Raw genomic sequence first — 23,897 nt, 5'->3', positions numbered from 1 at the left:
AGCATCTGACGGGCCCCTTACTTCTGAACGAGCACTTTTGCAGTGCGTACCCGGTTGCCCGTTACCAGCCGGACCAGGTATATGCCTTCTGCGAAGTTGCGGCTATCGAGGTTGTACTGGTAAATGTTCCCGGCCACGCCTGAACTCGCTCCGATGCGGCGGATTTTTGTTCCGCGCAGGTCGTATACATCCAGTGAGAAAGCGGTATTCTTGTCCAGGTAAAACCTGATGGTAGCATGATCTCTAACCGGGTTCGGATAGGTGATTATCCGTTCAATGGTAGGATTGGCTGCGGTGTCGTCAACACCCAGTATGGCATCCGCATCGGGCTGGTGCCCGCCAATACTGAAGTAGGTCAATCCGGTTATATCATTTCCGAAGAAGTCCTGATCTCCTGGGTCAATTCCATACAGTTCTTTTAGATCCAGGCCCTTGCCGATCAGGGCAGAGGAAGGTAAGAGCGTATAACCGGTTAATGTATGCAGCAGTTTGGGATCTCCTATGGTAACGCCTTTACCCGGATCAGCAAGTTCCGGGTTAAGAGAATATCCGGAAGCGACGCCATTGTGTTGTTCCTGTCTTGTTGCCGAACGCCAGTCGCCGAGCGAACTATACGTGGTATCTGCCCAGTAAATTTTAAAAGTTGAGTCGGCAGACCAGTAGTCGTTCCCTTCAAAACGTACATCTGTTAAGCTATCCAACCGAACAATTTCCAGTTCGCCGGTTACCTGAAAAATGTTGTTTCTGATCCGGGCATCTTTAAATCCTCCGCTCTGTACCATAATGGCTTTAGGCGAAGCATTGGTAGCGGGTGTGACGTAAACGGTGTTGTTGTAAATATCTAAATCCTGTATACCTCCGTTGGCACCCGTAGACCAAAGGTGTATGGCGCCATAATTATTCCTGCGCCCGTCGTTCTCACTGATGTTGTAGCGCACGGTAATTCCCTTCATCAGGGGGGCATCCTTGTACTGTGCCAGCAAAAAACCGGCGCCCTCATTGTCGTGCGAGTAGTTATACTGCATGATGCTGTTCGTACAGCCCCCATCCAGGTCAAACCCGCCGCCATCTTTTGTAGTGCCCGTCCTGTTGTGGTGCGATTCATTGTATTGTATAACGAGGTTGTTGCAGCGGTAACCCCAGATACCTACCGGGCCGTTTGAGGGCGACGCATTTAGCCAGCCGTTGTTGTAAGCCTCGCAATATTCTATCACGGCGCCGTCTACATCACCCAAAACAATACCGTTACCACTATGCGATTCGGTTTTGTCCGGCTGCCCGGCATTGTTATACACCTTGTTGTTGCGCACAATAAAGTTTTTGTGAACAAGTCTGCCCTGCGCATAGCTCGTAATCCCTGCATCTCCATTGTCATGCACTTTGCTGTCGCTGATTGTTACGCTGCCGAAACCGGCTGTCAGCTCATCCCAGCTGCCGATAATAATGCCGGCATTTTTGTAGCCATAGATTTCAACATTCGCAATAGAGATATAGCTGAGCAGTGTATCAGGTATATCGGTGTAAAACTCTATCCCGTTAAGGCTTTCACTGGTTCGCCCAGGCCCCTTGAATACAAGATTTTTGATCCTGAAACCGGCTGTATTGTAACCCCTGAAGCCATTAGATGCGCCGCTACTGATGATGGCGCGGTCTGTGCCATAAGAACTTAAGGTGATGGGGTTGGCTGGGGTACCTTTTACTTTGGCAATGGCTCCGGCTGTTGCCGTACCAAAATATATGCCGCCTGTAAAAGTTTTTCCGCCTTCAAACAGGATAGTGTCACCGGGTGCAAACTGCGTGCTGTTAACTTTTGCTATACTTGCCCAGGCTTTCGCCGGAGATGTTCCTGAGTTGCTGTCTTTGCCTAACGCACTGATATAATAAGTGGCGGCCTGCAGTGAGCCGCTCGTAAGTAGCAGGAGCCACAGGGATAGTATAAATCGAAACATGCGTATAAATTTTGTACATCCTGCAGTTTTGTTTTTCGCTTTATCCGGACCCAATACTCGCCTGGGATCGTCAGCAGGTAATGTTATCGGGTGGCAATAAAAGCTCCGGCAGGCTCGGGATGCATGACGAAATTAACTTACTTTGAACATATTTCCTAACGAATTAACACAAACCAGTACCAGCATGCCGGAAGAGAAACTGGTACCAGCCTCAATTTTATCAGTAAAAAGTCATAAGCATCAGGTCATTCAGCACAAGTCTTTATGTTTGCTTGTGTTTGATGTCAGGCCTTTATACTTGATAAAGCTTAAATCATATCATTGATTTCGTCCGGTTACTTGTATTCGGAACTTCCGGGAAAATGCGGCAATTAAGCAGGTATAACAAACTGCAGCAGCTTATAGCAGACTGATTTTAAAAGACGTACTTGTTTATGATAGGTTCGCTGAAGTAATGAATAGCAAAACAAACCCGGCAGGTTTTAAAACCTACCGGGTTTGGCAGCAATAAGTATAGTTTACAGCAGTAGCCGGCTGGTATTAAGGCAATTAATAAAAAATGCTTCTAAACCGGCATCCGGGCTGGTATTATACATCGTCCTCTGAGCGAAGCAAACCCGCCGGAACAGATAACTCTCCTGTAAGGGGATTGATAAGGCCGTTGCGTTCTTCTTCGATGTTGGTTGCCTGGGTATAAATGTCTCCGGCGATAGCCCGCTTGCGCAGTTCCTGTTTAAATAAACGAATACGCTCGGTACGCTCTTCTAATCCCTGCGGGCCACCGTAATCTGAGAAGCCGAAGCCGCCCCATTCGCTCACGATAATGGGCGTTTGGCCACTGTAGAAGTACGGGTCGCCCACTACAAGCGGAAAGGCCGCTACGCCTTCCATCTGCCCTGCCGTTATTTTATCAAGCAGCTCCTGCCATCTTTCCAGATCAGGGGTGTAAAGGTGGGCTGTTAGTATGTCCGATTTCAGCTTTCCTTCAAAAGAGATGTGTTGCCATCCGTCATTATCTACCACCAGAAATTGCGGGTACTTGACCTTCATGAAGTGATAAGCATCGATAATATACTGGCGTGTATTCGGATTAGTGGCAATGTCCTGTGCGCCCCAGTCTTCGTTGTACAAGCTCCAGATAACGATGGAGGGATTTGTTTCGATCAAAGCAAGCATGCGCAGCAGCTCTGCCCGGTGATTTACGCGGCTTTTGGGCGTGGAGCTGTGCGGGCTGGGTACTTCTACCCACATCAAAAGGCCAATCTCGTCTGCCAGGTTATAGATGCGCGGGTCTACCCCGGCGATGTGCACCCTTACAAGGTTACAGCCCAGTGCTTTCATGGCATACATGTGGCGCCGCATTTCTTCGTAAGTGGCCGTGCCTGGCTGGTAAAGGATGCCGTCAATGTATATTTCCTCATTATTGAGATACAGGTGCCGGCCCCGTGCCTCAAACTTTCTCAGGCCAAAGTGGGCTGCAATTTCAGAAGTATAACCATGCGGATCAATTAGCTGTGCTACAAGCCGGTACAGGTGCGGATTATCCGGCGACCACAGTTCTGCGTCCGGCATGTCCACGACCACATATTGTTGCTTTTGACCAGCCTGCAATTGCAAAGGAAAGTCTGAAATGGTGATTGGCTCTGATTGATCCCCTTCGCGTTCGAGTATCTTGAGCCTTAAAGTATACAGGCCAGGGTCCTGAATGCGGGTGGTAAGGCCAACCCGCACCAGCGAGTCCTCGATTACACTGATGATGCCTACCCTGGAACGCAGGCGGTTCCGCTCTACTATTTCGAGCCACACACTTCGCACAGCACCGGTATAAGTATGATACCAGATACCGCCGCGCTTGTAAACGTGCGATTCCTGTTTTCCGCGGGGGATCTCAGCATCCATAGAAGACTCGATGCGCACTGTCAGATAGTTAACCGGCAGCAGATGTTCTTCATCTAACTCGTACGAAAAGGAAGTATACTCCCCGTAATGCACTTCTTCCCCGTTAATGGTGCTGAGCAGCCGTCCGTTGAGCCACACGCGGGTTTCATAGCCGCAGGCGCCAAAGGTAAGCTGAAACAAGGAAGGAGTGGAGGAACTTAGTTCCGGTCGCGGAAAATCCCGCTCGTACCAGGCAATTACCCTGTCCTGCCAGGCTGGGGCATTCTTTCCTCTTGCTTCAGCCATGTGGGCTTCCACAGAGCCCGGCCAGTGCGCCGTATGTTCGTACCGGTGGCCTAGGTACCAGGCTTCACGCAGCCCCCGATCTTCATTATCCAGGGCAAAGCACCATTCGCCATCTAGCAGGTAATGTGTGTTTGGCCGCAGTACAGCTCTGGGCAAAGGATTTGGCTGCGGCTTATCAGATTCAAGGTCTTCTGTACCTTCGGTTGTATTGAAGCTTTGACGGGTAGGATTCATAGTTTACAGATTATTGTACTCGCGGAGTTTTCAATCTTAAACGATGTTTTACGCCACACGGACTATAATTTTTACCGGAACATTTTTATTAGAGCTAAGAAATATGGGGATTTTGCTATGTGGTGACTTCCAATAACGGAACACTTCTGCTTAGATTATTTTAATCCGCGAGCCCGTTGCTATCTTAATCTGAAACAAAATTAATGAAACGATCCGGCAGCAGCATTTTCCGGCTCATATTGCAGGCCCCTTGCCTGAATAATCTTCTGGCCCAACAGTAAAATCAGCAGCGATACCAGGGCGGAGGCTGCCATTACGCCGGCCATAGGTACAGCGGAATGGTTACTGAAGAGGCTCAGGATAACGGTTGCCAAAGCCCCGATGCCCATCTGGGAGGCGCCCATCAGTGCGGAGGCACTTCCCGCATTTTTAGTAAAGGGCGCCAGCGACAGCGCAGATGCATTCGGGAAAGTGAAGCCCAGGCAGCACAAAAACAGGAAAATACAGCCGATGGTCGCAAAGAGCCCCAGCCAGCCGATTATCGTTCCGAGCAGCAACACGGCGCCGATAAACAATTGGCAAACAAGCGCTGTAACGATAATCTGCTCACTGCGATACCTGCGCAGCAGGAGGCTGTTTACCTGGCTGGCACCAATCAGGCCGATGGAAAGAAACGCGAAAATCCAGCCATACTGTTTTTCATTTACCGCAAAGATTTCCATAAACAGCAGCGGCGAACCGGATACATAAGCCAGCAGCCCTGCAAACGAAACAGCGCCCGACAAGGCATACGTGTAAAACTGCGGCTCTTTGATGACCAGCAGGAACTTGGAAAGTATGGGTTTAGGCTTAAGTGAATAAGTGGGATCTGGTTTGCTGCTCTCCGGCAGGCCGAAATAAACGGCAGCCAGTATACCGGCCGCCATGCCTGCTAGAATCAGGAAAACGGCCTCCCAGCCAAAACCGGCAGTTACATAACCACCTACAGTCGGGGCAATCATGGGCGATACGCCTACCACCAGCATCAGCAGCGAAAATACTTTGGCGTTGTCTTCCACCGGAAATAAATCGCGTACCATGGCTACGGAGGCCACCGCCGCGGCACAACTGCACACTGCCTGGATAAATCGCAGTATAATCAGCGCTTCGATGGTGTTGGCGGACGCACAGGCCACCGAAGCCAGCAGATAGCCCACCAGACCAATATAAAGCGGCTTCTTCCGGCCAAATCTGTCCATAAGCGGGCCATACAGCAACTGGCCGGCAGAAATACCAATAAAAAAGCTGGACAGGGAAAGAGATACTTCTGCGACTGTGCTGCCCAGATCTGTGGCAATGGCCGGGAAGCCCGGCAGGTACATATCTATAGAAAAAGGCCCTAAGGCTGTGAGCGTTCCCAGGATGATAATAAGTGAAATGTATTTCTTACGGGTCATAAAAAGGCAAATGAAGCGGCAAAGATAGGAATAAAAAGGTTTAGCGTACTTTAACTAACGTTACGCAAGCCGGATTCTTCGTTGCCTTTTGAAGTTCGTTCTTTACGTAGGTATAGGTTGTGACCTGTCCAATCGTTCCCCAACTGTTCCCGAACCAACAATTGCAGAAGCAGCCTTTCCCAAATCAATCGCGTAATGCCAGGTTATTGCAAGGACAGATCGCGATGTCCCTACGGCAGTGCTTACGGCAATGGACGGCTTTTCTAAACATTGCATAACATCAGTTTAAAGTACAAAGTCCGGGCTCCATGGATTTAGCTGCGATAACAAACCTTTTCCTCCTGCGCCCCTGTTTTGTTCATTTGCTGAATTTACCGGGAGAAGGAGAATCTTATAGCTATACTTTGACAAGCGCGAAATAAGCGCCTCCAAAGCCTGATAAAAATTAATCAACAGGTGTTATCACATAGCATTAAAACACTTATCTTACTTCACTTAATTTATACTTCCTCCTATATGACACAAACAGTACAGGCTACGGAAAAAAAGAAACTTAGCTTTTGGCAGATCTGGAACATGAGTTTCGGCTTTCTGGGCATTCAGTTTGGCTTTGCCCTGCAAAATGCCAACGTCAGCCGCATTTTCGAAACGCTTGGCGGCACCGAAATAGCCCTTTACTGGCTGGCGGCCCCTATTACCGGCCTGGTGGTGCAGCCCATTATCGGGTACCTGAGCGATCAAACGTGGTCTTCTGTGCTGGGCCGTCGCCGGCCTTTCTTTCTTGTCGGCGCTATACTGGCGTCTGCGGCTTTGTTTGTGATGCCGAATGCTTCTGTGCTGTGGGTGGCCGTGGGCATGCTCTGGATCCTGGATACGTCCATCAACGTATCGATGGAGCCTTTCCGGGCGCTCGTCGGCGACTTGCTTCCCTCCAGTCAGCGAACTGCAGGGTTTGCGATGCAAACTTTTTTTATTGGGGTTGGCGCCGTAGTGGCTTCGTTACTCCCTTATATTTTTACCAACTGGTTTGGTATAGCTAATACCGCTCCAGAAGGGGAGATTCCGCCTTCTGTAAAGTGGTCTTTCTACATCGGCGGCGTGGTGTTTATCTCTGCGGTACTCTGGACCGTTGTCCGCACCCGCGAAAATCCGCCGGAGGATATGGAGGAGTATAAAGAAATGAAGCGGAACACCAGCTTGAGCGATGGTATCAAAGCTACCGTATCCGGTATTTTCAGTATGCCTAAAACCATGCTGCAATTGGCCGTGGTGCAATTTTTTTCCTGGTTTGCCCTTTTTTCGATGTGGATATATACCACGAGCGCCCTGACCAGCCACGTATACGGCACCAGCGATCCTACCTCTGCACTGTACCACCAGGGCGCAAACTGGGTAGGCGTGTGCTTTGCTGTGTACAACGGCATTTCGGCTGTTTTTGCCCTGCTGCTGCCGGCGCTGGCCAATGTTACCAGCCGCAAACTCACCCACCTGATATGCCTGGTGCTGGGCGGAATAGGCTTGATTTCGATTTATTTTATCACAGATCCCACCATGCTGCTGCTCTCGATGGTAGGGGTGGGCATTGCCTGGGCCAGTATTCTGTCTATTCCGTATGCCATACTTGCGGGAGCGCTGCCGGCCAACCGCATGGGCTACTACATGGGTGTGTTCAACTTCTTTATCGTGATACCGCAGATTATCGCCGGGGCCATACTTGGCTTTGTAATGGATAACTTATTTGGCGGAGAAGCGATTTATGCCCTGGTGCTGGGCGGCTGCTCCATGATTGTCGGCGGCTTGCTGACGCTTATTGTGGATGATATGGACTGGCGAAAGGCCTGATGGATTGCTAAAGCTGTTTAGCAATCCGCCCTAAAGCTATTGCAGGAGCATCTTTGCCGCATGTTTTCACCAGCAAAGGCAGGATATTCGTCCGAATCAGAATTTGCCGGATGAGGGGATTTACAGGATTCTTTGCAGATGCGGTTTGCTGGTGCGAGCTTGCAGCTCGTACTTCCCCGTTACATGAACATTAAAAGAAGTACGAGCTGCAAGCTCGCACCAGCGCGTATACGATACCATCCTGTCCATCCTTTAATCCTAACCCTAATTCAGACAACTTCTTCCTGCACCTGCAAAGCCTCCTGCACCACCGCCTCATGTTTGGATTGCTGTAGCTGCTGCTCCAGTTTGTAGCAAACAATCATTCCATACAGCAATACGCGAATCAACAAGTATAATTTCACATAATCGTCTTAACAATTTTAACTAAATTGGTGCCTGGTATACTTCTTTAAAACACCTCATGAAACATTATTTAAAGTGTACAGCACCCTTTCTCCTTTTCATTACCTTTCTTTTCTCCTGTGTTGGAAGCGAAAAAGTTGCTTCTTCTAAAGAAGTGGACAGATGGGAGGAGCAGGCGGAGCGGGTTACGATTATACGCGATGATTTTGGCGTGCCACACGTCTATGGGAAGACAGATGCAGATGCGGTTTTCGGGCTTTTATACGCGCAGTGCGAGGATGATTTTAACAGGGTAGAGCGAAACTATACCTGGGCTACCGGGCGGCTGGCGGAGGTAGAGGGAAAAGAAATGCTCTACAGCGATCTGCGCGCCAAACTATACATGACACAGGAAGAGGCCATCGCAAACTATGAGAAAAGCCCGGAATGGCTCCGGAAACTTTGTGTGGCCTTTGCCGATGGTATTAATTATTACCTGTATACGCACCCCGAAGTAAAGCCTAAACTGCTGACCCACTTTGAGCCCTGGATGCCGATGTACTTCAGCGAAGGTTCCATTGGCGGCGACATCGAAAGTATTTCAACAGACAGGATTAAAGCTTTTTATGAATCAGGTAAGTCGCTGGGACTTAATAATTACGGGGATGGTCTGGTGCATCCTGCGCTGCTCGAAGAACCCAAAGGCTCGAACGGCTTTGCAATATCCGGAAAACATACTGCCTCGGGCAATGCCATGCTGCTGATCAACCCGCATACTTCCTTTTTCTTTCGTGGCGAAGTGCATGCTGTGAGCGAGGAAGGACTGAATGCCTATGGCGCTGTTACCTGGGGACAATTTTTTATCTACCAGGGATTTAATGAAAAGACCGGCTGGATGCATACTTCCGCTTATGCCGACGTGATGGATGAGTTTGAAGAAACTATTGTAAAGCAGGATGGCAAACTATTCTATAAGTATGGCAATGAACTGCGGCCCGTAACAACAGCTGAAGTTACCTTGTCCTACAAGGAGGGCGGTGAATTAAAGCAAAAAACCTTCACCACCTACCGCACCCACCACGGGCCCATCACACACCGGAACGGCGACAAATGGGTAGCGACGGCCATGATGTGGAAACCCGTAGACGCGCTGATCCAATCGTATACCAGGACCAAGAAGCATAATTTTGAAGAGTTTAACGAGATGATGCGGATGCGGACAAACTCATCGAACGGTACGGTGTATGCCGATGCAGATGGCAACATTGCCTACTACCATGGCAACTTTTTCCCGGTACGCGATACTTCCTTTGACTATACAAAGCCTGTGGATGGCAGCAATCCGAAAACAGACTGGCATGGGCTGCACCCGCTGGAAGAAACCATCCGGGTGATAAACCCGCCCAATGGCTGGATTCAGAACTGCAATTCCACCCCGTTCACCAGCGCCGGCGCCTATAGCCCGAAACAGGAAGATTATCCGGTATACATGTCGCAGTCGCCTGAGAACTTCCGCGGTATACATGCGATCCGCCTGCTGAAGAAGGCCGATAATCTGACACTAGACAAGCTGATAAAGCTGGCCTATGATCCGTATCTGCCGGGGTTCGAAGTGCTTATTCCCGGGCTTGTTGCGGCGTATGACAAGCAAAAGCCTGCTGACCCAAAGTTGAAGGAAGCCATTGACGTGATGCGTAACTGGGATTATGCTGTTTCCAAAGAATCGGTGGCCATGTCGCTGGCCCATTTTTATGCAACCAATTCCCTGAAAAACGGCAGCGCCCCGGAAGGCCTGAATCTGATGGAACGCTTTCAGTATTATGCGAATGATTCGCCTGAGCAGGAACGCCTGGCGCTCTTCCGCCAAACTATAGACCAGCTGGATGCTGATTTTGGCCAATGGAATACTCCCTGGGGAGAGATTAACCGCTACCAGCGGATAAACGGAGATATTAAGCAGGACTTTAATGATGCCCTGCCCAGCCTGCCCATAGGTATGGCTTCCGGAAGCTGGGGAGCACTGGCTTCGTTTGGCGCTAAGGCTTATGATACCAAGCGGCTGTATGGCACATCCGGCAACAGCTTTGTCGCGGTGGTAGAGTTCGGTGACAAAGTAAAAGCAAAAACCCTTCTTGCCGGCGGAGAAAGTGGTGACCCCAACTCGCCGCATTTTGATGATCAGGCCCAGCGCTATGCAGATGCTGCCTTTAAAGATGTGGCCTACTACCGTGAGGATGTAGAGAGACGGGCCGAAGCAACGTACCATCCGGGAGAGAAGGTAAGTATAAAAAAATAATATTCTACCTGGTCAGCAGGGAAGGCTTCCGTTGTGTAAAAGTACTGCTGCAGCATTATAGGTAGTCAGACAGAATTAAGTATAAGTATAAAAAGGCAAAATCAAGTATAACTATCTGGATAATAACGTATTACACACTTTGGGTCTTTCGTCCTTTGTCATACTTTCTTTTGTCTTTATACTTAAGTCTGAACCTGAAGCGCCGAAAGCCGGAAGCATTCATTAGTATAATTTCACAGATTTAAAATCCTGTGGTAAAGCCGCCTCAATGATTATTGAGGCGGCTTTTTGCTTAAGACACAGCCGACAGGAATTAATAATTGTATTAGCAGTATGTGTGCTTTGTTAATTTCTGCGTTTATAGAGCAGGCAACCCATGTTGCCTGTCGTTGGAGATTTAAATTTGTAGCGCAATAAATCTGCATGCGCGGATAGCCTTTGGATATCAGGTTGCGGATTAAATTCTTAATAATCTTAAATTCTATACATGATGACGGATATAGTATTAGACAGATTCTTCGATACGAAGGAAAAGAAAATGGCATTTTTTCAGAACCTGATCATGGCTGCAATTGCTGACAAGTACATAGATGAGGCGGAAAGTGATTTTCTGGTTTCGATAGGGCAGCAACTGGGTATAACAGAAGAGGACACCCTCCCAATTACGGATAACCTGACATCACTCTCTTTTATCATCCCGAAGGATGGGCCGCAAAAAATGATGGAGCTGCAAACATTGGTGCTGATGATGTTGCAGGATGGTGTGATAGAAGAAAGGGAATACAATCTCTGCCTCGAGTTCACCCGGCAGATTGGCTACAGCCAGGATATTTTAGATGATCTTATTTCCAGACTGGCTAATAAGCAAAGCTGAATAAACAGGCAGGTACGCAAGTTAAAGGACGAGACAAACTGATCCAAAAAGCCGCTTCATTTAACATGAAGCGGCTTTTTTACTATGGGCTCCCGGTTATCATTAGGGTTATACTTTCAGGTAAAGGCCTCTTAAAGCGATAGTATACTGTTGTTGCTGCCAAATTCGTTAGGCTTCTGGCTGTCCGCTTCCGGATCATTCATCCATTCCGTCTTGTTTACCAGGTATCTGAACTCATGCTGGCTGTTCTTCGGGAGAGAAGTTTCGTAAGTAAAGCTGCCTCCTTTTTTTCTGCTCATCGGCGTTGGGTTATTCCAGTCATTATGCAACCCCAGTATTTCAACCGTTTCTGCGTTCTCGTGGTCTACCGTAAACCTGACCTTGCAATGATCTTTCGTTTTGAAGTATGTTTTCTTTATCATATTTTGTTTTTATTGAGAAAATATAGCCTTTTATACAAACCCTAAAAAGAAGTAACCCAATTAATTAACCCGGGCTGCGATTTACATACGCAATCGTAATTTGCCAACCCGCTTATACCTGCCTTTTTCGAGGGCTTCTACCCATTGCTTAAGTATAAATAAATCCCGAATGCCTGGATTACTCCACCACCTCATATATGGTAACAGGCTTTGCTTTGTTTTTAAGGTTTACTTCTCCTATTTTCTCACAACTGAAAGATGTTTTGGCCTTTTCGTATACCTCTTCCGTGATAACGATTTGCCCTGCTTTAGCAGCAGACTGCAGGCGCTGTGCTAAATTTACAGCATCTCCTATTACCGTAAAGTCCAGCCGGCGGAGCGAAACCGAACCGATGTTGCCTGAAATCATTTCGCCTGAATTTATACCGATGGTTACCTGCGGTTTAAATGAAAAGGAATCTAAAATAACTTCATCTTCGTTTGCAAAGTGTTCCTTCACAGCCAGGGCGGCATCTATGGCCTTGTCCAGGTGGTATTCGCCGCGAAATACGGCCATTACCGCATCTCCCATAAATTTGTCTACATGGCCATCGTGTGCTATAATGTCTTTTACCATCAGGTCGAAGAACTTATTTATCAGGCTGACAACGGTGTTTGCCGGTACTTTTTCGGTGATGGAAGTGAAGCCGCAGAGATCAATGAATAAAGCTGTGGCTTCTACGGTTTCGTTTACGAGCAGGCTGCTTTCAAACTGCTGATGGGTCATAAAGTTGAGCACGTGCTCGTCCACGTACATCTTCAGGATGTTGTTTTCTTTGATAGCCTGCAATGTTTCGCGTGTTTGCCTGACGTGTTGCATGGTTTTCTCCATCGTTTTTTCCAGGTCCTCGAAATTGACGGGCTTGCACACGAAGTCAAAGGCGCCCCTGTTCATGGCCGTTCGGATATTCTCCATATCGCCGTATGCTGACACCATTACCGCTTTGATGATGGGATTGGTTTCCGGGAGCTTGCTTAGCAAGGTCAGCCCGTCCATTTCGGGCATGTTGATGTCACTCAGGATAATATCCAGATCCGGATGCTCTTTCAGTTTTTCCAGCGCCTCCAGGCCATTGTGGGCAAAAATAAATTCATAGGCGTTCTCGCGTATCTTGCGCCTGAATTTCTGTCTGACCAGCACCTCCAGATCTACCTCATCATCAACTACGAGTATTTTGGCCATTATACCTCCAGTGTCTTCAGTTTCTGCTTCAGGTCATTAAAATCAAGGGGCTTTGTCAGGAAGCCGTTTGCACCAAACTGCATTGCCTGTGTATAGTTTTCCTCGTCTCCGTAAGCCGTAATCATCATAACAAAAGGAGGGAGGGTGTCATACTGCTGCCGTATCTGCTGCAACAGGCTCAGGCCGCTCATACCCGGCATGTTAATGTCGGAAAGGATGAGCACCACTTCCGAATGATGCTCGGTTAAGTAGGCCAGGGCTTCCTCGCCGGAGAGCGCATAATTAAAGGTTAAAGCGCCGCTTCGGATTTCCTTTCTAAAGCGTTGTTCAAAAAGCGGCTGTACGTCCGCCTCGTCATCTACAACCAGGATTTTCATAGGAGTGAAACAAAATAATGGTCTGATACAAGATAGCTAAATGTATGGAGGCCCTGTTAACAATACACTAAATTTAAATATAAGTTTTTCGGATGAATGCAGAACTATCCTTAGGGCTATGTATTTGATGCCTTTACAGGCAACCTGATGATAAATTCAGAGAATTCCCCATCCTCAGATTCAATCAGCATCTCGCCATGGTGCCCTTTGGTGATGATGTCGTAACTGAGCGATAGTCCGAGGCCTGTACCCTGTCCGGTAGGCTTGGTAGTGAAAAAGGGTTGAAGTATTTTATGGCGGATGCTTTCAGGTATTCCGCAGCCATTGTCGCGGATGCGCAGTTCCAGTGTGTCTCCCAGGCAGGCTGTGCTGGCCCGCACCAGCGGCTGGTAACTGTCGTCGTGCCTCCTTGCGGCTTTTTTTTGCTGCACGGCATAAAAGGCATTGTTGAAGAGGTTGAGCAGCACCCTGCCAATATCCTGCGGCACAACCTCCAGCCTGGGCAAGTTAACATCAAAGCTGGTTTCCAGTTTGGCGTTAAAGGTATTGTCTTTAGCCCGCAGGCCGTGATAACTCAGTCGCAGATACTCATCGGCCAAAGCATTCAGATCAGTTAGCTCTTTCTGGCCGGTACTGGCGCGGGAGTGTTGCAGCATTCCTTTCACGATAGATTCTGCCCGTTTGCCATGAAAAGATATTTTCTGAAGATTTTTGGTCAGATCCTGCATAATGTCGGCAGCATATTCTTTTTCTGACTCCTGTAATGTTTGCCAGGGCCCGGCCTTCAGTTCATCCAGTAACTCGGTACTCAACTCCGAAAAATTATTTACAAAATTTAGCGGGTTCTGAATCTCATGGGCAATACCAGCGGTAAGTTCGCCGAGTGAAGCCAGCTTTTCCTGTTGCACCAGCTGGGCCTGCATGGCCTGGAGTTCCTTTATGGTCGCCTGCAGTGTTTCCTGCTGCTGCGTCAGTTCTGTGGTTCGTTCGGCAACGAGCACCTCAAGTTCTGCTTTCCGGTCTTCGGCAATTCTCAGCTCCTGCAACTGCTTTTTGGAATTCGCCCACCGGGCAAATATCCAGATAAAAGCACCCACCAGTGCAAACTCGAAATACTCATCCCAGTTTTCGTAGAACTCAGGCGCAATAGCCTGTACAAGGCTTCGTAACAGCCCCACGGCCAGCAGCGGATAGTTCGCCTCTATTAGAGGGCGGTATATCTTAAAATCCGGTTCCTTATCCAGGTATACCAACATACCCAGCAGTAGCATACTACCTATAAATCCACTGGTTACCTCTTCAAAAAAAGATCCTGCTACAAAAAAGAGTATGAGTATAATCCAACTCGAAACATTAAGCAGGTTATTCCATTTGGGGTATAAATAAGACTCTTTCAGTAGGCTTCTTAATCGCCTTGCGAGTAGAAAAGCTGCCAGAAAAGAAAAGAAGTGCATACGTTATGCTGTTATCCTGTACAAATGATCAAGGGTGTGGTGCACTTTATACTTTGGGCTGAAAAGCAACTCTTCCGGAACCTGGTTTGGGCTGCTTTTCAGTAATGCGTCTTGCCTGTATTTTGATAGCCCCGACTTTTGTGCCTGCTACAGTATAAGGTAAGTATAAGCTAAAGGTAATTATTTAAACTATATATAGCTTCAGATCCTTCCGGCAATTCTGTAATGAATTTCATAATTCCACAGGCCCCGGCTTCAACATACAACCTGTCTGTATCCCTTCGTTAATTCCGGTCAGTCAGGCCCAAGTATAGATTGCTGTTTGGCTGCATTTTTTCAGCCTGCTACTGAAACCTTTCATACTTGTGTAAGTATATATAGTAATTGTTTAATTAATTTAATTTTAAGAACAGGTATATGGAGCAATTTGCATGGCACGACTGGATATGGATTATTCCTAATTTAGTGCTTTACCTTTCGATAATAGGCTTCTGGATTTATACTAATATTGATTCAAGTTTGCCTAAATACGCCCGTAGCGTGATTGGCTGGCTGAGTTTGAGTCAGAAATGGAGAAAGCAGGAAGAAAACAGCCGGCTGTAGGAATCTTTGCCCCGCGGGCTTTGATGTCTATGTAAAAGTGCCTGCAGGTGGTGGAGGTGAAACAGAGGTTTCCGGCCGGTGTTTGGCTACAGAAACATAAGGAAGTATAATCGTAAATTCTGTCCAGCTGCCTTCCTCTGTAGCCACAAGTAACTCACCATCGTGCCCTTTCGCGATATAATAACTGAGTGAGAGGCCCAAACCTGTTCCCTGCCCGGCAGGTTTTGTGGTGAAGAAAGGTTGAAATATCTTTTGCTTCAGACTTTCAGGTATACCTGTGCCGTTGTCCCATACCTTTATCTCTGCTCTTTCGCTGTAGCCTTCGGTGCTTACCCTTACTTTGGGCTCATACCCATGAGGGTTGAGCTTTTGTTTCTGCTGCACGGCATAAAAGGCGTTGCTGAAGAGGTTGTGCAGCACATTGCCCACCTCCTGTGGCACCACCTCTATTTTCTTTAGCTTCGGATCATAAAGCGTGTCGAAGGAACAGGTGAAGTTCTCGTTTCTGGCTTTTGTGGCAGCGTATGTCAGGCGCAGGTACTCATCCACTAGCGCATTGATATCCGTCAGCTGCCGCTCGCCCAGGCTGTCGCGGGAGAGCAGGAGCATGCTTTTGACGATAACTTCGGCCCTCTGGCCATGATGCCTGATTTTGGAGAGGTTATGCTCGATATCTGCCAGTAGTTCTTCTTCAAGCCTGGAATCCGCCGTCTCATTCTTCTTTACCTCCAGCAGTTCTTCAATCAATTCTTTGCTTACTTCCGAGAAGTTGTTGACGAAGTTGAGCGGATTCTGGATTTCATGGGCAATGCCGGCAGTAAGTTCTCCCAGAGAAGCCATTCTCTCTTTTTGTATCAGCTGCATCTGGGTTTGCTTTAATTCAATGTAAGCCTTTTTAATCTCCCGCGCCTGTTCCAGTTCCCGTGTGCGTGCCTTTTTTCGCTCTTTCTGAATCAGGCGGCGGCGCTGAAAACGATCTATAACAATTAAGCCCGTTAAAAAGCATAGGCCATAGAAGGCATAAGCCCACCAAGACCTGTATAGAGGTGGCAGGGAACTGAGCTGAAAAGTGGAGGCCAGGCTCTCAGCGCCATAGATGTTCTTTGATTTTACCTTGAATACATAATCTCCCTCATCAATGCCGGTGTATTCTTTCTTTGTTTCGGTAGTCCAACGCGACCAGCTGTTATCTTCGCCCTCCAGCATGTAGCTGTATAACAACTGGTCGGGAGCTTCGTAGGAAGTGGCCGCAAACTCAAAGCTGATGGACCTGACGGCATGCGGCAGCGTGAATTTAAACTGTGGCGATTGTGTGAGGCTGACAGCACGGCTGCCGGGAAAGGCGCCCAGGAAAACAGTGGAATCACCTGATAATTTTATCTTTCTGATAACAGTCTGGGGCTGCGTTTTGTAGTTTTTAGGTATGGCGGGGTTATACCTGAATATGCCTTCGGTGGTGCCCAGCCATACTACGCCTTCCGGGTCTGCATATATCTTCCAGACATCTACCCTCGGTACCTTGCTCAGGGGTATGGTGTCCCAGGTATACTTGTTTTCCAGGCTCTTTCGCAAAGGCCCGGTTTTAAACTCGGAGGTCAGCCATATTTGGCCATGCGGATCTGCTGTCAGGTTGATGACCTCGCGCGTGCCTCTTGCGAATATAGCCCCGAATGTACTATCCGGCTTTAACAGCAGGCGCTTGCCCTGCTTCCGGAAACTGTATAAGCCTTTGCTGGTTCCGAAGTATATGTTGCCGTTTATACTATAAACTTCAAACCTGTTCAGCTTTTCAGATAAAGCAGCCGGAGGCTTGTAGTTCCGGACAGGTGGATGCAGGCCATACTCGTGCGAATCGTTAATGGCGGAGATGTTGTTGCTGCAGGATGCCCAGAGGGTATGCGTCTTGTCCTCTGACAGCCAGACGACATCGTGGTTAACACCCTTAATGTTACCTTCCCATTTCCACCTGCCCTTGTGGCGGGTGATGACAGCTAAACCATCAGATGATCCTATATAGAACTTGCCAGGGTCCCTTTTGGAACGGTACACCGTCTTGTAAACGCGCTCATCCCTGGGTGGAGATACCCGCTTTAATACCCGGTTGGCCAGCACATATACCCCCGGCGAACTCACAATCAGAAGCGTGTCTCCCTGGTTCAGCAGTTTCCATACCTCATTTTGCAGTTGCGGCACTTTATGAAACTCTGTTGTAATGGCCTCTTCGTCTGCTACGTATAAACCGGAAGTAGTACCTGCGTATAAGCGGTTGCCTACCTTTAGCATAGAGAGTACAATCCCCTCCAGTCCTGACGTTTCGTTCAGGTAAGATAGTGGCGACGGGTAAGCAAGGCGGCTGATGCCTTTGTTTAAGGCAGCCCATATACCGCCTTCCCGGTCTTTATAAAGCTGGATAACTGTATTGTCATTTAAGCCGCTTTTCTTGTCTATTACTTTTTTTACCGCTCCTTCAGGGTTTATAATCACAACACCTCTGCTAACAGTAGCCAGCGCAATGGTACCGTCTGCCAGGCTTATGCCGTGCATAAAAGCTTCCCGATCGAGCGCTCCGGCAGGGCTAATGGGCAGCCTTTGCAGTGCCTGGTCTTTATACTTAAACAAGCCATGCCCATAAGTGACCACCAGGAGATTATGGCCGGGCGCGCTGGTGGCTGGAACAGGAAGCAGGGCTGTCACTTCCAGGGTATCAAAACCTTTGGTGCCGGGCAGAGCCTTAAACTGTTCCTGTTCCAGTACACACAGCCCTTTTGCTTTGTCAATGGCATATAATTGGTTATGGCAGGAGAATATATGTGCAAAGCCTGCTTTGCTGTTCCATACTTTAAAATTTTTCCCGGACCAGCGGAAAATATGCTGTCCGCTACTGAAATACACATTACGGCCTACGGCAGCTATCTTGGTAGCGGTTAATTCCGGGTATTTTGCTTTCAGGTGTGGTAACAGGGAAACAAACTGTATTTTCCCGACCGAATCAGGTGCTAAAAAGCCGAAATTGTTGTTGCTCCCGACAAATATTCTGCCATCGCTGTTTTTAGCAAGCCGGAAGTGGCCTTCATAACCTGTTCCATTCACCAGGCGCCAGGAGATTCCATCATATTCTAACACGCCACTCGTGTTACTGACATACATGATTCCCCTGTTATCCTGTATGATTCCCCAGTTCTGCGGACTGGAAATGTAAGCATTACTTTGATACGCAGCAGGAGGGAAGGATTGAATAAAAGGGTTACCAGGTTGAGCCGGCAATCTAAAACTACCCATCAGGAAAGCAACGGTAATTATTAGATGTTTAAACATTGCATTATGTTGTGGTGAAGTAATATTAAATATACGAATAATGTATACTTGTATGAAGAACTTTCCGTATATTTATTTAAGTTTTTTAAGCATATAAGCCTGATAATCAAAGTTCAAACAATTAAAATATTTGTATTATGCCACAAGGAACCATACAAGCTGTAAGACCTGATCCGCTTAGCCCTGAGTATGAATGGATAAAGAATCTCATAGAATTTATAAAGAAAAACTATGGTATAGATATGAAGATAGGGGTAATTGAAACCTGTGAACTAGAGGATGGTGATACAAGCATAAACAGACAAGATAAGCTCCTTTTTATTATACCTGAAGCTGATTTTCCTGATGGAATCTTAGAAGGCAGTTGTGATACACCTAAAGCTACCAGAGTTAAGTTTAAAATTGAGAAAAAGCCCTTCAAGTATGCATATGACGTAAAAAAGGTGTAATGTAACCTAATTGGCTGAATACTGAACCTTTGTATTTGTCAGCGGCAAGATTTATATAAATACAAAACAAAATAAAGACATAAAGCTATGCCTCAGGGAAAAGTTATTGCGGTAAAACCGCTGGGTTTTGTAAGTCAGTCTGCTCTGATGTACGCCCGTTCAGGACAGGCCGGCGGCTCTGGTGCCGGCAATGGCAATGAGAAAGAGGGAAACCTGGTCTACATTGAAGTATACAAAAAAGATAAGCGCATCAGAGTTCCGAAAAAAGTGGAAACGGTAGTCTGGTATAACGATATCACATGCCAGCTAGAGGAGGGGGATTATGTTAAATTCAAAATCAATAATGGCAAAACAAGGCCTATTGAGGGGGCAGAAAACGTAATAAAGTTAGACAAGAGCAAACTACGTGTGCCAGGTGATCTGCTATCGAAGGTGGTGCTGCTGGCTTCTGTAGTTTTATTTTTCACAGTTGTGCTGGATAAGGAAAGATAGCAGGTACTTGTGTATACCTGTTCTGATCATATCCCCTTTTACCGCCTGCGCGAATTGGTTATAGAAGACCTCTAAAAAATGACGGTAAAAGTTGTGCCCTGGTTTAAAGTACTATCCACCCGAATTTGCCCATTCATGTTATCTATAATTCTTTTTACTATGTACAGGCCAATGCCGCTTCCTTCTACATGGTCGTGTAAACGTTTGAACATGGTGAACACCTTGTTTTGCTGGTGATGAGGGATTCCCAGCCCATTATCTTTAACTGTAAGTTGTGTTTTTTCATCAACTTTATCCACCTTCACCAGTATCTCTGCCGGCCTCTCGGGTGAACGGTATTTTATTGCATTGCTTACAAGGTTGTATAGTATACTTTTGAGGTTCTTTTTTGAGAAGTTCACCAGGAGGTTGTCTTCGCAGATTACCTCAATGCGGGCATTACACACTGCTATCTGCTGATTCAGATCCTGTTTTACTTCTTCCACCAACGCCGGGATGTTTACTGCTTCATGTATTTCACCATCGCTATTTGCTTCGGATTCAACAACTGTTGTAAGATTTCTGATAGTAACCGCAAAGCGCTTGAGAGATGACTTCATCAGCCCAACGATTTTTTTGATCTCGCCTCTGTCCAGATTCTCTTTGCTAACAGTGTCAGAAAGAGCATCGATTAGGCCCTCTATATTGGATATTGGTGCCTTCAAATCGTGAGATACTGTATACACAAAGGTGTCGAGATCGAAATTAGTATTGGAAAGGATTTTGTTTTTGTCCTGCAGCTTGATATTAGCATTATAGCTGCGCTCCAGTAAATCCTGACTTTGTAAATGAAAAGCCAGCAAATCTGTAAACATGGTAAACATGCCGATAATTTTACTATTGTTCACATCTGCGGGCTTGGAATCGATTGCGCAAAGGGTACCGAAAAATGTTCCGTCTTTCAGGATAATGGGGAAAGATATATAGCTTTGAAGCCCATAAATTTTAGGAGTGTGGTGATTGCAGTAGTGCGGATCTTTATCAACATGATCAATGATTATAGGTTTGCGGCTGTCTCTTATTTCATTACAAAGGGTTGTCTCTACTTGTAACTCACCGCCTTCCTCCAACCCGAACTGCACTTCATCCCACACACTGCAAGCCAGCCACTTGTCGTTTGTGACACGTGCAATGGCGGCAAACCCCATGCCTGTTGTTTGGCAAATAACTTCAAGCATGGTAGGTATAATCGAGATCTGCCTTACCGCTTCTATATCTTTAAAGAGGCTATCTTGAATATCAATCATTTATGGAAATGTAAATTGGCTTTTAGATGAACTGCTAAATTAGGGCTGCCTGCCGTAGCTCTAATTTAATTGAAAAATATTAATGCTAAAATAAAAACTTGAATAGAGAAGTGTTTCTAGGGGATTGTACAAGCTTTTTCCTGAACATCAGGAGGCACCTGCTTTCGGGTATGCTGTGTTCCGGATATCCTTGCACCGGCCCTGTATATGGTACCTGCCGTCCTTTACCATTTACCATACCCTGAGGCCGGCTTATCCGGATTTTAGACTTTCCTCTTCTTTCGCCCGGCTTTTTGCTTTATTTTTGGGCAATGAGAAAAACTGCCTGCCTCAGCCTCTTAATACTGCCTGCTCTTATTTTATTCCTAACCGGCAAGCCTGCTTTCGCGCGGCAAGCGCCTGCTGGTATACTTCCGCAGGCAGATGCCCTTCTTCATATTCATGCAGACAGCCTGTCAAAGACCTCATTCATTTTACTTGACAGCCTGAGTTACCGTTTATTCGGCGATGGTAATTTTACGCGGGGCAATGTTAACCGCAGCCTCATGGTACTGCGGGCAGAGGTAACACTGGCCGGGCCGGTGCTCACTATCGCCACCAATCCGCGCTTCAGTTACGGAAAGCAGAACGGCGTGCTGGCCGAGCGCGATACCTATGTGGACTTATTTATAGATGTTTTTAAGAAGAGGAAGACGTATGTTTTCGGCCTGGCTACTGTGGAGATAAGCCATCTGCGGGGTATTGATCTGCGGCAATTGGCCGGAGCAGGCGTTGGCTACCGCCTGCTGCAGACCGAGCGCAATATGCTGACACTGACCGATGCCATTATCCACGAGTCCACTAACTTCGCGGAACGCCCCACCCTGGTCACGCAGCGAAACTCTTTTCGGGTAAAAGGCAGCCATAAGTTCCTGGATGATAGAATAAGATTTGCTCATGTTACCTTTGTACAACCCTCGCTGAGAGACTTTTCAAACCTGCGCTGGAATACGCTTCTCTCTCTGGAAATGCCCCTGACCAGCTGGGTTTCCATTCGCACCAGCTTCGCCAACACCTATGAGAGCGAAGTGGAAGCTACACGCAGGCACAATGACTCTCAGATAACTTTTGGTGTAGCTCTGGGCAGGCAGCCATAAGCCGGCTCACAAAATTACGGCTCCTGTAGCGAAGGATAAAGTATAGGACTGGTATGGATTCGCCGTTCACACCAGGTTGCCTGGTATAATAACCTCTCCTGAACTTCATACTTTACTGCGTGTTTGCTGCTGCCCCGCCGTTAAGCCCATGGCCGTTTCAGCGAGCTTTCGTCCTTAGAAGATTTGTTCAGAAGCAGGAGGAACGAGCCGGGACAGGCGTCTGAAGTTTTAAAAGGGATGGTTTTGAAATCGCGATTAGCTGTTTAAAATCCGTTATATAAACTTTAGCAAACCATACTCCATTGCATCATAAAATCTAAAACAAATGTGCCGCCAGCTTTTGCATAGTTTGGCTTTTATCAGCCCTTCAGATACTGCCATAACTATAAACCCCGCCTCTTACTGCCAGCACAAGCTAATAGTACCCCGGAATAATTTTTGAAATTCTATTTGGATATATTTTATAGTGAGTGCTTGCTTATGTAAGCAAATAAATGCATATTTAGCTTACTTTTTACTTAATCAGTGTTTAGACAGCAATGGTTTAAGTTTACAAAAGTACCGGGAGCATTTGCTTAATTGGGCAGGGGGCCAGAAGCTCTTAAATGGATTAAGAATCATTTTATCCTGTTTTCATTAACACTTTAGTCGGCAGAAAGCTTTGCTAAAATCATTGATGACATAATAGCATAAAGTGTCTCTACTTCAGGATACATCTTAGCACTTTATTTTCAGGGGATATCCTCAGTAATTCCCTCAATATTTCATGCAGGATTAGGATTATTTATAGTTAATATAATAAGTATAATATAAATAGGTATCTTTAGTATGGAACTTTTAGATAGAATTGATGCAACGTCTGCTATTCCCAAATATTTACAGGTTGTAAATGCTGTAATTGCTGATATAGAAGATGGTATTCTGAAACATGGGCAAAAAGTACCATCGATCAACGAAACCAGTGAAATGTATTATCTTTCCCGCGATACAATAGAGAAAGCTTATAGAGAGCTGCGCAAAAGAGGTGTTGTTTACTCTGTAAAAGGAAAAGGCTGCTATATATCTGAGACTGCAACTGTAAATAAGATGCGTATTCTGCTGCTTTTTAATAAGCTGAGCGTGTACAAAAAAGCAGTTTATTATTCACTCTTAAAAACGTTGGGCGACGATGCCATTATAGATCTGCATATACATCATTTTAATGGTAAAATATGCAATAACCTGATTGAAGAGAGCTTGGGTAAGTATAACTATTATGTAATTATGCCCCACTTCAACGAGAACTCAGATATTGCTTTGCAAGCCATAAAAAAGATTCCTGTTGATAAATTAGTCCTGCTCGACAAAAAGCTGGAGGGATATTCAGGTGAATGTGCTGCTGTTTACCAGGACTTTGAGCGGGACATCAGAAATGCGCTGCACAGTGGAAGAGATCTGTTGAGCAAGTATGATAAACTCACACTGGTATATCCTGAAGATGTGTTCTATCCCATAGAAATTGTGAAGGGATTCCGTCACTTTTGCAGAGAAAACGCTATTGATCATTCCATCATCAATGGAATTGTTGATGAGCAGATAGTGGAGAAAACCGCTTATGTGGTACTGGAGGAGTCTGATCTGACGGCTTTAATTAAACAAGGCCGGAACCAGCGGTTGGTTCTGGGCCAGGACTTTGGTATCATCTCTTATAATGATACGCCGCTGAAAGAGGTTTTAGCAGATGGAATAACCGTGATTTCTACCGAGCACGAAAAGATGGGAGAAACAACGGCTTATATGATCAGGCATAAATTAAAGGAAAAGATCAGAAATCCTTTTATACTTATCCGCCGCAACTCGCTGTAATTTGCAATTTTTCAGCAAAAAATAATGGAAGCCATACTTCTGTTTTAGAGCCTACACCCCCAACTGCTGTTCTGCTCCCGGCATCTTAAGCTAAAAA

Annotated in this window: 18 protein-coding genes; 8 read left to right on the top strand and 10 right to left on the bottom strand. The window is 46.7% G+C overall.

What is annotated here, in order from left to right; all coding sequences use genetic code 11:
* Positions 1-17 precede the first annotated feature (17 nt).
* The 3 genes from I2I11_RS17570 to I2I11_RS17560 form a co-directional block, all read right to left on the bottom strand.
* Entirely contained in the window at positions 18-1,949 is a 1,932-nt protein-coding gene (locus I2I11_RS17570) for a right-handed parallel beta-helix repeat-containing protein (RefSeq protein WP_196269045.1), read from the bottom strand.
* Between the two features lie 588 nt (positions 1,950-2,537).
* Positions 2,538-4,367: a glycoside hydrolase family 2 protein gene (locus I2I11_RS17565; protein ID WP_196269044.1), complete on the bottom strand. Its 1,830-nt coding sequence runs from the start codon at positions 4,365-4,367 to the stop codon at positions 2,538-2,540.
* Positions 4,368-4,567: 200 nt separating this feature from the next.
* Positions 4,568-5,803, bottom strand: coding sequence for a multidrug effflux MFS transporter (locus I2I11_RS17560; protein WP_196269043.1), 1,236 nt, complete (start codon positions 5,801-5,803; stop codon positions 4,568-4,570).
* A 516-nt stretch (positions 5,804-6,319) separates the two neighbouring features.
* Here I2I11_RS17560 and I2I11_RS17555 point away from each other — a divergent pair.
* Entirely contained in the window at positions 6,320-7,645 is a 1,326-nt protein-coding gene (locus I2I11_RS17555) for an MFS transporter (RefSeq protein ID WP_230680396.1), read from the top strand.
* Between the two features lie 269 nt (positions 7,646-7,914).
* Here the strand turns inward: I2I11_RS17555 and I2I11_RS21450 are convergent, their stop codons facing one another.
* Positions 7,915-8,049, bottom strand: a complete 135-nt coding sequence (locus I2I11_RS21450) for a hypothetical protein (RefSeq protein WP_255531393.1) — start codon at positions 8,047-8,049, stop codon at positions 7,915-7,917.
* Between the two features lie 59 nt (positions 8,050-8,108).
* On the opposite strand from I2I11_RS21450, the gene I2I11_RS17550 reads away from it, so the two are divergent.
* The gene (locus I2I11_RS17550) at positions 8,109-10,325 is read left to right on the top strand and encodes an acylase (RefSeq protein WP_196269042.1); all 2,217 of its coding nucleotides are present in this window, start codon (positions 8,109-8,111) and stop codon (positions 10,323-10,325) included.
* A gap of 487 nt (positions 10,326-10,812) precedes the next feature.
* The gene (locus I2I11_RS17545; protein WP_196269041.1) at positions 10,813-11,199 is read left to right on the top strand and encodes a hypothetical protein; all 387 of its coding nucleotides are present in this window, start codon (positions 10,813-10,815) and stop codon (positions 11,197-11,199) included.
* A 131-nt stretch (positions 11,200-11,330) separates the two neighbouring features.
* Here I2I11_RS17545 and I2I11_RS17540 read toward each other — a convergent pair whose 3' ends face one another.
* The 4 genes from I2I11_RS17540 to I2I11_RS17525 all read right to left on the bottom strand — a co-directional run bounded on the left by I2I11_RS17540 (position 11,331) and on the right by I2I11_RS17525 (position 14,674).
* Positions 11,331-11,621: an isoamylase early set domain-containing protein gene (locus tag I2I11_RS17540; protein ID WP_196269040.1), complete on the bottom strand. Its 291-nt coding sequence runs from the start codon at positions 11,619-11,621 to the stop codon at positions 11,331-11,333.
* 178 nt (positions 11,622-11,799) lie between these two features.
* Positions 11,800-12,846: an adenylate/guanylate cyclase domain-containing protein gene (locus I2I11_RS17535; protein ID WP_196269106.1), complete on the bottom strand. Its 1,047-nt coding sequence runs from the start codon at positions 12,844-12,846 to the stop codon at positions 11,800-11,802.
* Entirely contained in the window at positions 12,843-13,220 is a 378-nt protein-coding gene (locus I2I11_RS17530; RefSeq protein WP_196269039.1) for a response regulator, read from the bottom strand. The genes I2I11_RS17535 and I2I11_RS17530 overlap by 4 nt, the downstream gene beginning before the upstream one ends.
* Positions 13,221-13,336: 116 nt before the next feature.
* Positions 13,337-14,674, bottom strand: a complete 1,338-nt coding sequence (locus I2I11_RS17525) for a sensor histidine kinase (RefSeq protein ID WP_196269038.1) — start codon at positions 14,672-14,674, stop codon at positions 13,337-13,339.
* Between the two features lie 417 nt (positions 14,675-15,091).
* Here I2I11_RS17525 and I2I11_RS17520 point away from each other — a divergent pair, with 417 nt between their 5' ends.
* Positions 15,092-15,277: a hypothetical protein gene (locus I2I11_RS17520; protein ID WP_196269037.1), complete on the top strand. Its 186-nt coding sequence runs from the start codon at positions 15,092-15,094 to the stop codon at positions 15,275-15,277.
* Between the two features lie 27 nt (positions 15,278-15,304).
* Here I2I11_RS17520 and I2I11_RS17515 read toward each other — a convergent pair whose 3' ends face one another.
* Positions 15,305-18,592 carry a sensor histidine kinase gene (locus I2I11_RS17515; protein ID WP_196269036.1) on the bottom strand — a complete coding sequence of 1,096 codons (3,288 nt, stop codon included), beginning with the start codon at positions 18,590-18,592 and terminating at the stop codon, positions 15,305-15,307.
* 137 nt (positions 18,593-18,729) lie between these two features.
* Here I2I11_RS17515 and I2I11_RS17510 point away from each other — a divergent pair, with 137 nt between their 5' ends.
* Both I2I11_RS17510 and I2I11_RS17505 read left to right on the top strand, forming a co-directional pair.
* Complete coding sequence (locus tag I2I11_RS17510) at positions 18,730-19,041, top strand: hypothetical protein (protein ID WP_196269035.1); 312 nt, start codon at positions 18,730-18,732, stop codon at positions 19,039-19,041.
* Between the two features lie 87 nt (positions 19,042-19,128).
* Complete coding sequence (locus tag I2I11_RS17505) at positions 19,129-19,533, top strand: hypothetical protein (RefSeq protein ID WP_196269034.1); 405 nt, start codon at positions 19,129-19,131, stop codon at positions 19,531-19,533.
* 71 nt (positions 19,534-19,604) lie between these two features.
* On the opposite strand, the gene I2I11_RS17500 is transcribed toward I2I11_RS17505, so the two are convergent.
* Positions 19,605-20,819, bottom strand: a complete 1,215-nt coding sequence (locus tag I2I11_RS17500; RefSeq protein ID WP_196269033.1) for a sensor histidine kinase — start codon at positions 20,817-20,819, stop codon at positions 19,605-19,607.
* A gap of 311 nt (positions 20,820-21,130) precedes the next feature.
* Between I2I11_RS17500 and I2I11_RS17495 the strand changes: the two genes are divergently transcribed.
* Both I2I11_RS17495 and I2I11_RS17490 read left to right on the top strand, forming a co-directional pair.
* The gene (locus tag I2I11_RS17495; RefSeq protein ID WP_196269032.1) at positions 21,131-21,955 is read left to right on the top strand and encodes a DUF481 domain-containing protein; all 825 of its coding nucleotides are present in this window, start codon (positions 21,131-21,133) and stop codon (positions 21,953-21,955) included.
* An 828-nt stretch (positions 21,956-22,783) separates the two neighbouring features.
* A complete protein-coding gene (locus I2I11_RS17490; RefSeq protein WP_196269031.1) occupies positions 22,784-23,800 on the top strand; it encodes a GntR family transcriptional regulator in 1,017 nt (338 codons plus the stop codon).
* Positions 23,801-23,897 lie beyond the last annotated feature (97 nt).

Source organism: Pontibacter rufus (assembly GCF_015694705.1).
Classification (GTDB): domain Bacteria; phylum Bacteroidota; class Bacteroidia; order Cytophagales; family Hymenobacteraceae; genus Pontibacter; species Pontibacter rufus.
This window is presented reverse-complemented; position numbering and strand designations above follow the sequence as displayed.